This window comes from Sphingorhabdus sp. EL138 (assembly GCF_945890115.1).
Lineage (GTDB): Bacteria > Pseudomonadota > Alphaproteobacteria > Sphingomonadales > Sphingomonadaceae > Sphingorhabdus_B.
On sequence record NZ_CAMDCK010000015.1, the window covers coordinates 22000 to 36599 of the forward strand.

Annotated in this window: 13 protein-coding genes; 4 read left to right on the forward strand and 9 right to left on the reverse strand. The window is 56.0% G+C overall.

Going from position 1 to position 14600, the window contains the following annotated elements; genetic code table 11:
- Positions 1–75 precede the first annotated feature (75 nt).
- The 4 genes from Q0O07_RS08375 to infC all read left to right on the forward strand — a co-directional run bounded on the left by Q0O07_RS08375 (position 76) and on the right by infC (position 7348).
- The gene (locus Q0O07_RS08375; RefSeq protein WP_295492453.1) at positions 76–2907 is read left to right on the forward strand and encodes a valine--tRNA ligase; all 2832 of its coding nucleotides are present in this window, start codon (positions 76–78) and stop codon (positions 2905–2907) included.
- A gap of 166 nt (positions 2908–3073) precedes the next feature.
- Complete coding sequence (locus tag Q0O07_RS08380) at positions 3074–4483, forward strand: MATE family efflux transporter (protein WP_295492455.1); 1410 nt, start codon at positions 3074–3076, stop codon at positions 4481–4483.
- Between the two features lie 42 nt (positions 4484–4525).
- Positions 4526–6640, forward strand: coding sequence for a thioredoxin family protein (locus tag Q0O07_RS08385; RefSeq protein ID WP_295492457.1), 2115 nt, complete (start codon positions 4526–4528; stop codon positions 6638–6640).
- Between the two features lie 189 nt (positions 6641–6829).
- Positions 6830–7348 carry a translation initiation factor IF-3 gene (gene infC, locus Q0O07_RS08390; RefSeq protein WP_295492459.1) on the forward strand — a complete coding sequence of 173 codons (519 nt, stop codon included), beginning with the start codon at positions 6830–6832 and terminating at the stop codon, positions 7346–7348.
- Positions 7349–7355: 7 nt separating this feature from the next.
- On the opposite strand, the gene Q0O07_RS08395 is transcribed toward infC, so the two are convergent.
- Genes Q0O07_RS08395 through coxB form a run of 9 tightly spaced genes read right to left on the reverse strand, consistent with a single transcriptional unit; the run spans position 7356 to position 14440 of the window.
- Entirely contained in the window at positions 7356–8111 is a 756-nt protein-coding gene (locus Q0O07_RS08395) for a sulfite exporter TauE/SafE family protein (RefSeq protein WP_367271063.1), read from the reverse strand.
- Complete coding sequence (locus tag Q0O07_RS08400) at positions 8108–8689, reverse strand: SURF1 family protein (protein WP_295492461.1); 582 nt, start codon at positions 8687–8689, stop codon at positions 8108–8110. The genes Q0O07_RS08395 and Q0O07_RS08400 overlap by 4 nt, the downstream gene beginning before the upstream one ends.
- Positions 8686–9072 carry a DUF983 domain-containing protein gene (locus tag Q0O07_RS08405; RefSeq protein ID WP_295492462.1) on the reverse strand — a complete coding sequence of 129 codons (387 nt, stop codon included), beginning with the start codon at positions 9070–9072 and terminating at the stop codon, positions 8686–8688. Before Q0O07_RS08405 ends, Q0O07_RS08400 begins: the two co-directional genes overlap by 4 nt.
- Positions 9073–9960: a cytochrome c oxidase subunit 3 gene (locus Q0O07_RS08410; RefSeq protein WP_295492464.1), complete on the reverse strand. Its 888-nt coding sequence runs from the start codon at positions 9958–9960 to the stop codon at positions 9073–9075.
- Between the two features lie 37 nt (positions 9961–9997).
- On the reverse strand, positions 9998–10564 hold the full coding sequence (locus tag Q0O07_RS08415) for a cytochrome c oxidase assembly protein (RefSeq protein ID WP_295492466.1): 567 nt from the start codon (positions 10562–10564) through the stop codon (positions 9998–10000).
- On the reverse strand, positions 10564–10719 hold the full coding sequence (locus Q0O07_RS08420; protein WP_295492468.1) for a hypothetical protein: 156 nt from the start codon (positions 10717–10719) through the stop codon (positions 10564–10566). Before Q0O07_RS08420 ends, Q0O07_RS08415 begins: the two co-directional genes overlap by 1 nt.
- Complete coding sequence (locus tag Q0O07_RS08425) at positions 10716–11621, reverse strand: heme o synthase (protein WP_295492470.1); 906 nt, start codon at positions 11619–11621, stop codon at positions 10716–10718. Before Q0O07_RS08425 ends, Q0O07_RS08420 begins: the two co-directional genes overlap by 4 nt.
- Positions 11622–11669: 48 nt before the next feature.
- Positions 11670–13337, reverse strand: a complete 1668-nt coding sequence (gene ctaD, locus Q0O07_RS08430) for a cytochrome c oxidase subunit I (RefSeq protein ID WP_295492472.1) — start codon at positions 13335–13337, stop codon at positions 11670–11672.
- Positions 13338–13351: 14 nt separating this feature from the next.
- Positions 13352–14440 (reverse strand): cytochrome c oxidase subunit II, encoded by a 1089-nt coding sequence (gene coxB, locus Q0O07_RS08435; protein ID WP_295492475.1) that lies wholly within the window; start codon positions 14438–14440, stop codon positions 13352–13354.
- Positions 14441–14600: the final 160 nt, after the last annotated feature.

The window sequence follows — 14600 nt, forward strand, 5'->3', positions numbered from 1 at the left end:
TCACCGTGAACTTGTTTTGGCATGACGCGCCGTGAGGGTTTCCCTTTTTGGCTAGGCTCGTTATGGCACCAATCCATGACTATCGACAAGACTTTCGACCCCGCCGCGATTGAGGCGAAATGGTATGCGCATTGGGAAACCACGGGCGCATTCCGCCCCGATCGCCCCCATGCCGAGCCTTATACAATCGTGAACCCGCCGCCCAATGTGACGGGCAGCTTGCACATCGGCCATGCGCTCGACAACACCCTGCAGGATATCCTCATTCGCCATGCGCGTTTGCAGGGCAAGGATGCCTTATGGGTCGTCGGCACGGACCATGCGGGCATTGCGACACAGATGGTCGTCGAACGTCAGCTCAATGCCCAAGGGCAGAAACGCACCGATTTCACCCGCGACGCATTTGTCGCCAAGGTGTGGGAATGGAAGGCGGAAAGCGGCGGCGAGATTACCGGCCAGTTGCGCCGCCTTGGCTGCTCAATGGATTGGGAGAATGAACGCTTCACCATGGATGAAGGCTTTTCAAAGGCCGTCATCAAGGTGTTTGTGGATCTCTATAACCAAGGGCTGCTCTACCGCGACAAGCGCCTCGTCAACTGGGACCCCGGCCTGAAAACCGCGATCTCGGATCTTGAGGTCGAAACGCGCGAGATTAACGGCAAATTCTGGCATTTCAAATATCCGTTGGAAGACGGCAGCGGTTTCATAAGCGTGGCCACCACGCGCCCGGAAACGATGCTGGCCGACATGGCGGTCGCGGTGAACCCGTCGGATGCACGCTATGCACATCTTGTCGGCAAAAATGTTCGCTTGCCGATCACGGGCCGTTTGATCCCGATTGTCACCGACGAACATGCCGACCCCGAATTGGGATCGGGTGCTGTAAAAATCACACCGGGACATGATTTTAACGACTTTGAGGTTGGCAAGCGCGCTGGTTTCAAGGCGAGCGAGATGTTCAACATGCTCGATGGCGAAGGCCGCGTCGTGCAAACCGCCGATGGGCTTATTCCCGCAGAATATATCGGGCAATATCGCTTTGGCATCGAAGGCGAGCCGACCAACGCGCGCAAGATGGTGGTCGCGGCGATGGACGCCTTGGGCTTGCTTGAAAAGGTCGAAGACCGCGTCATCCAAACCCCCTTTGGCGACCGTTCAGGCCAAGTGATTGAGCCTTGGTTGACCGACCAATGGTATGTCGATGCGCAAACGCTCGCCAAGCCAGCCATCGACGCGGCCCGCAAAGGCAAGGCCAATGGCGGTTTCGACATTGTGCCCAAGTCTTGGGAGAAAACCTATTTCAACTGGATGGAGAATATCCAGCCTTGGTGCGTGTCGCGGCAGCTGTGGTGGGGGCATCAGATACCGGCGTGGTTTGCCGCCGATGGCACATGCTATGTCGCCGAAACCGAAGAGGGCGCACAGGCGCTTGCGGGCGCAGGCATCGAGCTCACGCGCGACCACGACGTGCTCGACACTTGGTTCTCGTCCGCGCTTTGGCCGTTTGGAACTTTGGGTTGGCCGGATGCTGTATCCTCTCCATCGACTTGCGATGGGGAGGTGGCAGCCGAAGCGCCAGCTTCGGATGACGGAGGGGCCTTCGACGTTGCAGTCCCCTCCACCACCGCTACGCGGCGGTCCCCCTCCCCATCGCAAGTCGATGGGAAGGAAAAGAGCCTCCTCAACCGCCATTACCCCAATGACGTGCTGATTTCCGGCTTTGACATATTGTTTTTCTGGGATGCACGGATGGCGATGCAAGGTATCCACTTCATGAAAGAGGTGCCTTGGAAAACGCTCTATCTGCACGGCCTTGTCCGTGCGGCGGATGGCAGCAAAATGTCGAAGTCAAAGGGCAATACGGTCGACCCGTTGGGCCTGATTGACCAATATGGCGCAGATGCCTTGCGTTTCTTCATGGCGGCGATGGAAAGCCAGGGCCGTGATATCAAAATGGATGAAAGCCGCGTTGCAGGCTATCGTAACTTTGCAACCAAGCTGTGGAACGCCGCACGCTTTGCGCAATCCAACGGCATCGGTGGATCGCACAGCGTGCACGCGCCAAAGGCCGAATTGGCGGTCAACCGCTGGATCATTGGCGAAGTTGTCAGCACAGTTGAAAAATTGAACAAAGCGTTTGCCGAATATCGTTTCGACGGCATGGCGGATGTGTTGTATCACATGGTGTTCGACCAGTTTTGTGACTGGTATCTCGAACTGATCAAGCCAGCGTTCATCGACGGCGAAAAAGGCGAAATGGATGCGGAGTCCAAAATCGTCGCTGGCTGGGCACTCGACCAGATTTTGGTGATGCTCCACCCGTTCATGCCGTTCATTACCGAAGAATTATGGCACGCTTTGTCCGATGCAGATCATCCTCGTGGCTATGATATCATCCACGCCCAATGGCCCGAGCCCAACGCCACAGTTGATGCAGAGGCAGTTGCCGAAATCAATTGGGTCATCGACACTATCAGCAAAACCCGTTCGTTCAAGGCAGAGTTGAACATAGCGCCGGGCACGCGCCTGACCGCCAATATAGCTGGCCCACAGGCCGCCACGATTGCCATAATCGAGCGCCAAGGGGCGGCTTTGTCACGGCTCGGCCGCATTGACGATTTTGTCTATGCGCCCGTTGAAACCAATAATGTCGCACAGATCGTTGTGGGCGACGACACCATCGTTTTCGCGCTTGATGGCGTCATCGACCTCGACGCAGAACGCAGCCGGATCAGCAAAGCCATTGAGGCTGCCACTAAAGAGCGTGACGCGCTTGCCGGCCGTCTGTCGAATGCGGCATTTGTGGAAAAGGCCAAGCCCGATGCCGTGGACAAAGCGCGCGCTGACCATGCCGAAAAAACTGCGGAGGCCGAGCGGCTAACTGCGGCGCTAAAGCGGTTGGGGTGACTATCGTCCGAACCGCCAACACATTTTGTCATTCCCGCGAAAGCGGGAATCTATCGCCTGCGCGCGTGTTCATCCTTTCGGGGAGTTCACAAGAAGCGGCGGCCCCATGGATTCCCGCTTTCGCGGGAATGACAAATGCGGGCTCTTATGAAGCGGGCGTTTCAACATGACTACCCCCGCCCATCAACGCGACCTGACGGTCGGTCCAGTGGCTAAGACTTTGTTCCTGTTCGCGCTGCCCTCGCTTGGCGTGAACATTCTCCAGTCGCTGAACCATTCCGTCAATTCGGTGTGGATCGGTCAATTTTTGGGCGAAGAAGCGCTGGCCGCATCGGCCAATGCAGGGCTCATCATGTTTTTGATGTTCTCCACTTTGTTCGGCTTCACCATGGCGACGACGATCCTGATTGGTCAGAATATGGGCCGCCGTGATGTGGAATCTGTCCGCCGTATCATGGGGACGGCATTCGGTATTTTCCTTGCGGCAGGCCTTGTCACGGCGGCGGCTGGCTGGATATTTGCGCCGCAAATGCTGCGCCTTATGGCAACGCCGGAGACGGTCTACCCGCTGGCGCTTGCCTATTTGCGCGTCATTTTCCTATCCATGCCAACCTCGTTCGTGATGGTGCTTGTTGCATCCTCGCTGCGCGGCGTGGGGGATTCGGTGACGCCGTTTTGGAACACAGTGTTGAACGTGGTTCTCGATATCATCTTGAACCCGATTTTCATCTTAGGCTTAGGCCCCATACCCGCAATGGGTATCGCTGGGTCGGCGCTTGCAACCATCCTTGCTGGGGTCATCAGCCTCGGTTTATTGCTGCATAAGGTCTATGCGCGTGACCTGACCATCCGCCTGCGCGGGCACGAGTTGAAATGGCTTCGGCCCGATGCACGGTTCTTGAAACCGATTGCGCGCATGGGCCTGCCTATGGGCTTGTCGATGATCATCATGTCGGGTTCTGCCGTCGTGATGATTGGCCTCGTCAATCGTGAGGGCGTGAATACAACTGCGGCATTTGGCGTGATGAATCAGCTGTGGAGCTATGTGCAAATGCCCGCGGTCGCCGTGGGCAGCGCCGTCAGCGCCATGGTCGCCCAGAATATCGGCGCCAACAAATGGGACCGCGTTGGCCGCATCATATGGTCGGGCATTGGGATTAACCTGCTGCTGGCGGGTGTGTTGATCTTACTCATGACCGTGTTCGCTGCGCCATTGCTTGGCCTGTTTCTGTCAGGCGGCAGTCCCGCCATCGATATCGCGATTCACATCAACCACGTCATTGGCTGGACCTTCGTCCTGATGGGTGTGTCGGTTGTCGTGACCTTTGCGGTGCGCGCGAATGGCGCCGTCGTTGCGCCACTCCTGATCCTGATATTCAGTGCCGTTTTGGTACGTTTCAGTGTCGGCTTTGGCCTATATGACCGTTTTGGCGCAGATGCCATTTGGGGGTCGTTTGTTGCGACCGCGATTGCATCTTGCGTCCTGTCGATTGCTTATTATCTCCATGGCGGATGGAAAAAGGCAAAGGTAATGCCGTCTATAAGTGCGAGCGCCGTGCATGTGGCGCCCGAATAATCCGCTGTCTTATGCATGATGCATTGTGCCATTGGGAATAGCATGAAACGCAACGTCACCCTGTCGACAGAGTTTGTGAAGCCCAAGCATATCGCGTTGCGCATATGTCAGTTGCTGCTGGCGCTGTTTGTAGCGGGCAGCATGGCCCATGCGCAGGTTCCCACCCCTGCTGCACCCCAATATGTCCGCGCGTCGATGGAGGCGGAAACGCGCAACCCTGCGCCCGGTGATATTGTGACGGTCGCGATTGTCATGGACCCGAAACCTGGCTGGCATGATTATTGGGTGAACCCGGGTGATGCCGGAACGCCGCTTGAACTGGCGTGGACATTGCCCACTGGCGCACGTGCTGGCCCGATCCGTGCGCCCGTGCCCGAAACGTTGATCGTCAGCGGTTTTATGAACCATATTTACAAAATAAAGCACGCCTTTCTCGTGGATCTCAAAATCCCGCAAAGCGCGATTGTTGGGCAGAATTTAGATATCAAAGTCAATGCGCGCTGGTCGGCCTGCTCCGATTTGGTCTGCGTACCGGAAAGCGCGACATTGTCCGTACCCCTGACAATTGGCGCAGGGTCGATTGGCAAGTCCGACCGCGCGCGTTTCGATGCGTGGCGCAGCGCATTGCCCGTGCCGCTGGACCGCAAGGCGCTCTATGCCATTGATGGCAACCGCATTGACATCGCCATTCCCTATCCACGCAGCGCCGATGCAAGCCGGGTTTGGTTTTTTGCGCAGCGCGAAAATCTGTTCCGCTACGCTGCCCCACAAACTGCGCGGCGCAACGGCGATTGGTTGATTGTCAGCAGTGAAGTCAAAGCGCCCTTTGACGGCGAGATTGACGGGCTGTTGCGCTTTAACGATGCGCAGGGACTTGGAATACGCGCGACCCCCGGCATTGTCCCAACGGGCGGTGCAGCCATATCCGTTTTGGGCAAAGGCGCAGCGGCTGAGGGGGAAGAACCGCCGCTCGGTTTTGGCTGGATACTGGCCTTTTCGGTGCTTGGCGGCTTGCTGCTGAACCTCATGCCTTGCGTATTCCCGATATTGGGATTGAAAGCCTTGAGCCTTGCCAAAATGGGCGGGGATGAGGGCGCGGCGCGGCGTGATGCGGTTGCGTATACCGTCGGCATCATCCTGAGCTGTCTGGTGGTGGGTGGTATCATGCTGGCCTTGCGCGCCGCGGGCGAAGAGGTGGGCTGGGCATTTCAGTTACAGGATCCAGCGATTGTGTTGTTGTTGCTGCTGCTCATGGTGGCGGTCACGGCAAATCTGGCAGGGGTGTTCGAAGTCGGCGCTATCGGCGCAGGCGAGACGCTGACGCGCAAGGGCGGCATGTCAGGATCATTCTGGACAGGCGTGTTGGCGGCTGTTGTAGCCACGCCATGCACGGGGCCGTTTATGGCTGCTGCAATCGGCGCAGCTTTACTGCTGCCAACGGCTTTGGCATTGTTGATTTTTGCGGGGCTTGGATTTGGTTTGGCGCTGCCCTTCCTTGCCATTGCCTTCATCCCAATTTTGCGCAAGCGCATGCCGCGTCCTGGCGCATGGATGGTGCGCTTCCGTCAATGGATGGCGGTCCCGATGGCGCTCACCTCCTTGGCGTTGCTATGGCTGCTTTATCAGCTGGCGGGTTTTAGCGGTTTGCTCATTGGTGGTACGGCGGCGTTCATCATATTGTTGCGGCTGTTTCAACTGGGTCAGAAACAGAAAAGCGGGTCGCCGCGCAAAATCGTCATTGCGGCCATATTGGGCATAAGTGTTGCGGCATTGCTCATCATGGACAATGCAACCACGGTCGCGCCGGCCCCGCAGCCGATGAAAAACGGAAGCCTAGCTTTTGATGAAGCGCGGCTGGCCGCATTGCGTGCAGAGGGCAAACCTGTGTTTCTCTACTTCACCGCCGACTGGTGTGTGACGTGCAAAGTGAATGAGAAGGCTGCGATCGACCGCACAGAAACCAGCACGGCCTTTGCCAAAGCAGGCATCCAGACGATGGTGGGGGATTACACGCGCAGGGATGCCGATATCACCCGCTTTTTGGCGAAGCATGGCCGTTCCGGCGTGCCATTATATCTATATTATCCACCAAATGCCGACGCGCGGGTCTTGCCACAGATCTTGACCGTGAACGACCTGACGGCGCTTTCGAAGTAAAACCCGGGTGAATTTGCCATTTTAAAGTGGCGCTTACGGCCCCGCGCTGATGGGCTTTCGCGCCACAAGGTGCAACAAAAGCGGAGGTTGCGCGCCTAAAGCCTTTATCTGTGGGCAAATTGGCTGTATTGGCGGTGCCGAACATCACAAGGAGTATCGACTATCGCCACCCCGCCGACCCGGCGCGCTATGACCCCACCTGTAAAAAGTGGACCGCGCTACAATAATCTAATCGCCGTTGAAAAAGTGCGGGTCATTGATGATGACGGCGAGAATTTGGGTGTCATGTATACCCGCGAGGCGATAGCGCAGGCTGGCGAAGTTGGGCTCGATCTGGTGGAAGTTTCCCCGAACGCTGATCCCCCCGTGTGCAAATTTCTGGACATCGGCAAGTTCAAATATGAGGCCCAGAAAAAGGCTAATTTGGCCCGCAAGAGCCAGAAAACGCAGGAAATCAAAGAAATCAAGATGCGTCCAAACATCGATGACCATGACTATATGGTCAAGATGAAGAAGGTGGCTGAGTTCATCGAAGAAGGGGACAAGGTCAAGATCACGCTGCGTTTCCGTGGCCGGGAATTGGCGCACCAACAATTGGGTATGATATTGCTGCAACGCGTTCAGGCCGATACGACCGAGACCGCAAAAATCGAAGCGCATCCCCGCATGGAAGGTCGTCAAATGCTGATGGTGCTGTCGCCCAAATAGGGCGCAGTCACCAGATGGCTTGCCGAATCAGTTCGGCACCAATCAATACCATCAATAGACTGATGATGATGTTGAATCGCGCGGGCGAAACACGTTTGACTAGGCGCACCCCCGCCAATGTGCTCAAGATGGCAAGCGGCAGGAAGATCGCCGTCAACGTCATATTCTGCACGTTGAACTGCCCCAAAGCGGCATAAGCGGGCACTTTCAACCAGTTGATGATCGCAAAGAATATCGACGACGTGCCGATGAACACCAGATGCGGGAAATTACGCGACAGCGCCCAAATCTGAAACGGTGGCCCGCCGGCATGGGCAATCTGGCTGGTAAAGCCCGCTAAACCGCCCATGATCGTCCCTAGCCATTCCGGTGCCGGGCCAGAAAGCTTCACAGGGCGGCCAAGCAGGGGCAGCAGGCGATAGGTGCCAAAGGCCAAGGCAATGACACCTACAAAGCCGCGCACGGCGTCTGCGGGAATAACCGAGGCGAGATACCAGCCAAGGAATATGCCCACGACCGCGCCGGGCAAGGTGAACCATAATGTGCGGGCGTCGTAACTGCGCCGGAACGCCCAGACGCTGACAATATCTTGCACCATGAGAATGGGTAACAACATTCCGGCGGCAGCGACGGGGTCCATGACCAATGCTAGCAACGGGATCGCGGCCGCCCCCAGCCCAGCAAAGCCGCCTTTAGCCAGCCCCACCAAGATGACGGCGGCGCCAGCGACAAGGTAAAACAGGATATCCGTCGGCAGGTTCAAGACGCCTTGGTGCGCTTTCGAACCGCGAGGATGTAGATGATGGTCGCAGCGGCGGCAAAAATGAACCACTGGATGGCATATAGCAGATGGTTGTTGGGAATCTGGCGCGGAGATGGCTCCGCCAATATCTCCAAACCAGCGACCGCGTCTGTCGAAACCAGTTTGATCAGCTGCGCTCCGCTGGGCGCGATAATACCCTCAACGGGGCCGCCGTCCCATTTTGGTGATTGCGGCCGTTCGGACCAGCCAAAGGCCACTTTGGCATCAGGGCCGCCTGCTGCGTCAGTCCGGCAAGAGGCGACATGGGCAAAGCCTGCTTTGTCCGCAGCATTTGAACCCGATACGGTCTCAATCTTCACCACACGCACGCAATTAAGGCTGGAGCGGCGAAACAATGGCAATGCCGCAGGGTCGGGAACCGTTGGCCATGCCACGGCTGGCAATCCCACCGCCGATTCATAACGTGACAGCATTGCGTCTTTCTGTTCCTTGCGTTGCAATTGCCAGATACCAAGGCCAATCATCGTGGCAACGGCAAGGGCAACCAATAAGGTTGGAATGACGGGTAGGCGGTTCATAGCAGATCACTCTTTCCAGCTTCGCGCGCGCGGTTGCGATGCTCCGCCGCCAAAAGCGCGGCTTTCGCCATGCGCAAGGTTATGACGGTCAGCGCCGCTGTAAACGGTACCCAAATGAGGACATGGACCCAAAAGGGAGGCCGAAACACAGAATCGACGACCAATGCCAGTATGATGATCAACGTGCCAATAACCATTGTGAGTAACGCAGCGGGACCATCACCAACATTATAGCTGCTGAAATCAAGGCCGCAGTTTGCGCAACTGTCGGCGAACTGCCCCAGTCCAGCGAACAGGGTTTTGTGCCCACATTGGGGACAGAGACCAAAAAGGGCAGCCTTAGCAATGCTGGGCTGCCCTTCTATGGATTGTTCTGGCGTCATTTACGCGTGCACTGGTGCGCCCCAGCCACCCCAGATGTAAATGGTAATGAAGAGGAACAGCCAGACGACATCGACAAAATGCCAATACCATGCGGCGGCCTCAAAACCGAAATGCTGCTTGGGCGTGAAATGGCCTTTATAGGTACGCGCAAGGCACACCGCCAAGAAGATCGTCCCAACAATGACGTGGAAGCCATGGAAACCCGTCGCCATGTAAAAGGCCGTACCATAATTCAATCCGCCAAAAGGAAAGGGCGCGACGGCATATTCATACGCCTGAATCCCGCTGAACAACACGCCGAGCAATATGGTCGCCCACAGGCCTTTCTTCAGACCTTCGCGGTCGCCATGGATCAGCGCATGGTGCGCCCACGTCACGGTGGTACCGGAGCATAAGAGGATAAGCGTGTTGAGCAAAGGAAGCTTCATCGAGTCGAGAACTTCCAATCCCTTTGGCGGCCACTGCATCAACGCGGCAGCACCTTCTTGGCCGATCAGGTTAGTGACCGTAAACGCGTGCGTTTCGGGGTCTATGACGAGTTCCAGCGGTACCGGGAACAAGGCATAGTCAAACCATGCCCAGAACCAGCCAACGAAGAACATGACTTCGGACGCAATGAACATGATCATACCGTAGCGTAGGTGCAATTGCACCACGGGCGTATGGTCACCCGATTGCGCCTCATGCACAACATCTGCCCACCAAGCGTAGAATGTGTAGATAACGGCAATCAAGCCAACGCCAAAAACCAAGCTGCCATAGCTGAACTGTTCGGGATGCATCCACATCACCAAACCAAAAAACATCGTCAGGGCCGAAAACGATCCCAATATCGGCGTAATGCTTGGTGGCAAAATATGATAATCGTGATTCTTGGCACCCGCCATGGTCAATTCCCTGTAGTCTTATCGATTAACAAATGTCTTAGCTACCGTTCGCCGTCTGGTCCACCGTGTTTGGCTTCTCCACCGGATAGAAAGTATAGCTAAGTGTGATTTCTTCAATGTCTTTGGTTTCCGGGTCGGTCATAATCTTGGGATCGACATAGAATAAGACCGGCATACGGACCTGTTCACCCGGTTTCAGTGTCTGCTCGGTAAAACAGAAGCACTGAATCTTGTTGAAATACTGACCGGCAAGCGCTGGCGTCACGTTGAACGTGGCGGTGCCAGTGACTGGCTCGTTCGAGAGATTCTTGGCAATATAAATCGACATATCCTTCGCGCCGATGCTGACAGTGTCGGTCGGACGCTCGGGTTTAAATTCCCAAGGTAAGTCGCCCCGATGGTTAGCATCAAAGCGCACCACGATTGTTTTGTTGGAAACTGCAACAGTAGCCGCCTGCGCAGCGTCCACGCGCATGGTTGTGCCGCCAAAGCCAGTGACCTGACAGAATAAACGATACAAAGGCACCGCAGCAAAACCAACACCGACCATGGATACTGCAAGCGCCGCCGCCAAAAATCCGGTTTTTGCGTTAGAAATAGCCATCAGCCCCAGACTCCCACTTTCACCACAGTGATTAAGAAGAACAAGATGCACAATCCGACCAAAGCAACGCCCATGACGCGTGCGCGTCCCGCTTGGCGTTTGCGGATAAGTGCCGTTTCTTCGACGGTGTAAGCAGACGGCTCATTAGGGGTCATGATATTAGCATCCGGTCAAAGGCGAAAATGGCAAAAAGGAGAAACAGGTAAAGGATCGAGAAAGCAAAAAGTTGCTTTTCCGGCTTCATCGCGGCTGCATCAGTGGCCTCGTTTTTCCAGACGCGGTAGGCCAGACCCAAGAATAGGACGTTTAGCACGACAGCAGCGACGCCATAGACCCACCCGGTTTCAGCCAAAGCGAAAGGCAATATCGCCGTCGCCGCCATTGGGAAGCTGTAGCCGAATATCTGGTTACGCGTGACCCGTTGCCCCTTCACATTGGGCAGCATCGGAATTCCAGCAGCGCCGTAATCCGTTTTCATAAACAATGCGAGCGCCCAGAAATGCGGCGGTGTCCACAAGAAGATGATCGCGAAAAGCAGGACTGGCATCAGCGTAACGTCGCCCGTTACCGCCGCCCATCCGATGACAGGGGGAAATGCACCCGCAGCGCCGCCGATAACGATGTTCTGCGGCGTATTGGGCTTCAACCAGATGGTGTAGACAATCGCGTAAAAGAAAATCGAGAAAGCCAGCAGGCCAGCGCATAACCAATTGACCGCAACGCCCATGATGCCGACAGAAAAAGCCGCAAGGCCAATGCCAAAGTTCAGCGCAGACGCGCGGTCCATTCGGCCCGCAGGAAGCGGACGTCCCGCCGTCCGTGCCATTTTGGCGTCAATATCTGCTTCGAAATATTGGTTCAGCGCACCGCAGGCACCCGCCCCCAGAGCAAGGCAGAGTATCGCGGTAAAACCGATCACCGGATGAATGCTACCCGGTGCGGCCAATAATCCACAAAGCGCTGTGAACACGACAAGCGACATGACCCGTGGCTTAGTCAAAGCCCAGAAATCGCGCCACTCGGCTGGCAAAATGATGTCACGCGCTGCGGTTGTCATGCCTGTTCCCAAACGTTCGAGACGTTCAAAGCGGCGAACCGCCGCCGGTTACTTAATAACCGGCAGCGTTTCGAACTGGTGATATGGTGGAGGGCTGGTCAGCGTCCACTCAAGCGTGGTCGCACCTTCACCCCAATAATTGTCTTCTGCACGGCGGCCAGCGACCAACGACCAGATAACATTGACGAAGAAAATGAGCACACCAACGCCCATGATGGCATAGCCAATGGAAGCAACGCCGTTCCAATAGGCAAAGGCCTCTGGGTAATCTGGATAACGACGCGGCATGCCTGAATTGCCCAGGAAGTGCATTGGGAAGAACAGGACATTCACGCCAACGAAAAATATCCAAAAGTGCAAATGACCCAGGAATTCGTTCAATTGACGGCCCGACATTTTGCCGAACCAATAATAGAAGCCAGCAAAGAGCGAGAATACCGCGCCCAGCGACAACACATAATGGAAGTGGGCAACGACATAATATGTGTCATGCAAATTATCGTCGAGGCCACCATTGGCCAAAACAACACCCGTCACGCCACCAACAGTGAACATGAAGATGAAGCCCATGGCCCATACCATAGGTGTCTTGAAGCTAACCGAACCGCCCCACATGGTTGCAATCCAGCTGAAAATCTTAATGCCGGTGGGCACTGCAATCACCATCGTTGCCGCGGTGAAGTACATTTTCATATCGACGCTCATGCCCGTGGTGAACATGTGGTGCGCCCAGACAACAAAGCCAACGACACCAATCGCGACCATGGCATAGGCCATGCCGAGATAGCCAAATACGGGCTTGCGGCTGAAGGTCGCGACGATTTGGCTGATGATGCCGAAACCGGGCAAGATCATGATATACACTTCGGGATGGCCGAAGAACCAGAAAAGATGCTGATATAGCACGGGGTCACCGCCGGCCGACGCATCGAAGAACGCGCCGCCAAAGTTACGGTCAACCAAAAGCATGGTGATCGCCGCCGCCAAGACAGGCAAGGCGAGCAAAAGCAAAAATGCCGTTACCAACACCGACCACACGAACAACGGCATTTTGTGCAGGGTCATGCCCGGCGCACGCATATTGAAAATGGTGGTGATGAAGTTAATAGCGCCCAAGATCGATGCGGCACCCGCCAAGTGAAGCGAGAAAATGGCCATGTCTACAGCGGGCCCAACGGAGCCTGACGTCGACAGCGGCGCATAGACCGTCCAGCCGGTTCCAGCGCCAAGACCCGTGCCACCCGGTACAAAGCTGGAGCCGAGCAACATGATGAAGGCCACAACGGTCAACCAGAAACTGATATTGTTCATGCGCGGGAACGCCATGTCCGGCGCGCCGATCATCAAAGGCACAAACCAGTTACCAAAGCCGCCGATAATGGCAGGCATGACCATGAAGAACACCATGATCAGGCCGTGGGCAGTGATCAGCACATTCCACATATGATAGGCTTCGTCGAGCGACGCTTCCTTGCCGGCCATCATCGATGCCCAGCCTTGCAGATATTGAATGCCCGGAGCAGCAAGCTCCAAACGCATCAGGCCAGAAATCGCACCGCCCACAATCCCTGCGAAAATGGCAAAGATCAGATAGAGCGTTCCGATATCTTTATGATTGGTCGACATGAACCAACGGGCGAAAAAGCCCGGCTTATGGTCTGCGTCATGATGGTCATGCGCGTGAAGGTCAGTACCTGTGGCAGCAATGGTTGTCATCCGTCTAAGCCTTCTTAATTGGTCGGCGCTGCTGCGGGTGCAGCAACGGTTTCAGTGGGGGTTGCGGTTACAGCAGGCGCCGCAGGTGCAGGTTTTTCTTCGCCGGGCATTGTTCCGCCCTGCGCCTTCACCCATGCCGCAAATTGTGCGGGCGGAAGGGCTTCCACAACCAGCGGCATGAATGCGTGGCGGGCGCCGCATAGTTCGGAACACTGTCCGAAATACACGCCGGGCTTCGTAATCGTCACCGACTTCTCGTTCAGACGTCCAGGCACGGCATCAAGCTTGAACCAGAGCGACGGCACCGCAAATGCGTGAATCACATCTGCGGCAGTCGTTTGGATACGCAAAGGCACGCCCGCAGGTACAACCATCCGATTGTCGGCCGCCATGAGCTTGGGTCCGTCATTTTCGGTGCGAAAACGCTCGCCCTTTGCGACGTCGGCTTCCTCTTTCAGCATGTTCGAAATAACTTCGAACCCGCCATGGTCAGGATAGGTGTAGCCCCAATACCATTGATAACCCGTCGCCTTAATGGTCACGGCATTGGCTGGCGCTGGCTTAAATTGCTTGGCCAACAAATCGAGCGATGGGTAAGCAATACCCAAGAGGATGAGCACAGGGATTAGGGTCCACACAACTTCGATAAAGGTATTGTGCGTCGTTTTTGATGGCACTGGATTGGCGCGGCGGTTGAAACGCACGATCACCCAAAGCAGAAGGCCAAGGACAAACAGAGAGATGAGGGTGATGATCGGCAGCAGGATCGCATTGTTGATCCATTTTGCATATTGGCCGTTTTCGGTGAATTGTTCCTGAAAATCCACTTCCTTCGCCTTTGGCATGCCAACGCTATCTTCATAATTGGGGCGCATCGGCGTGTAGCCCGGCAACGACCCATCCATGGATTTCGGCGCAGCTTCGGCTGGCGCGGCCGCGTCGGCGGCGGGTGCAGCAGTCGGTGCCGCGGCAGGCGTCGCAACAACAGGCGCAGCCACTTCCTTCGTCAAAGGCGCTGGCGCAAGATTCGCGGGCTGCGCCATCGCCAATGACGGCATGGCCATTGCAGCAAAGACAACCAGTAATTTCTTAAACATATTCATCTACTTGGCCCCGTATCCTTGGTGCGGCGCAGAAACTTTGCGCATGTCTTGCTCACCCGTGGGCAGCCGGACTTGCGGGACCTATAGTCGCGCTAACCCGAACCCTCAAGCGGTCGATTTAATATTTTTAGCATTTAAATGCGTTACGTTTCTACCTATT